This is a genomic window from Rhodobacter sp. TJ_12, assembly GCF_020023995.1.
Taxonomy (GTDB): Bacteria; Pseudomonadota; Alphaproteobacteria; order Rhodobacterales; family Rhodobacteraceae; genus Rhodobacter.
Genome location: NZ_NRRD01000073.1, coordinates 1 through 594, shown reverse-complemented (window position 1 = coordinate 594; position 594 = coordinate 1). Strand labels below are relative to the sequence as shown.

General features: G+C 54.9%; 1 rRNA gene. It reads right to left on the bottom strand.

What is annotated here, in order from left to right:
- Positions 1 to 520, bottom strand: a 23S ribosomal RNA gene (locus CKO11_RS17230); the annotation flags it as partial.
- Positions 521 to 594: the final 74 nt, after the last annotated feature.

Below are 594 nucleotides of genomic sequence, written 5' to 3'. Positions count from 1 at the left end.
GTACTGGTTCGCTATCGGTCAGCAAGGAGTACTTAGCCTTCGGGGGTGGTCCCCCGATCTTCAGACAGGATTTCACGTGTCCCGCCCTACTTGATATGTCTCCTGGAGCTTCCTGTACGGGGCTGTCACCCGCTGTGGCTGGCCTTTCCAGGCCATTCCAGTCACTCTTCGGAGATCGGCTGGTCCGCGTTCGCTCGCCACTACTAGCGGAGTCTCTGTTGATTTCCTTTCCTCCGGGTACTTAGATGTTTCAGTTCCCCGGGTTCGCTTCAAAACCCCTATGTATTCAGGGTAATGATACCTGTCTTTGCCCATTGATGATCCCGCGCTTGCTACTGTCGGACAAGTCCTCAAGTAGCGAAGCGGTAGGACAACAACGAACAATCAGGTGGGTTTCCCCATTCGGACATCCATGGATCGAAGCCCATTCCCGGCTCCCCATGGCTTAACGCAGGGTATCACGTCCTTCATCGCCTCTTGCTGCCTAGGCATCCACCAAACGCCCTTTTCGCGCTTGATCTGATCCGGAAAGAGCAAGGCTCTTTCCCATGTCAGAAGCATGTACATTCCCATGCGATGACCCGAAGGTCGTCG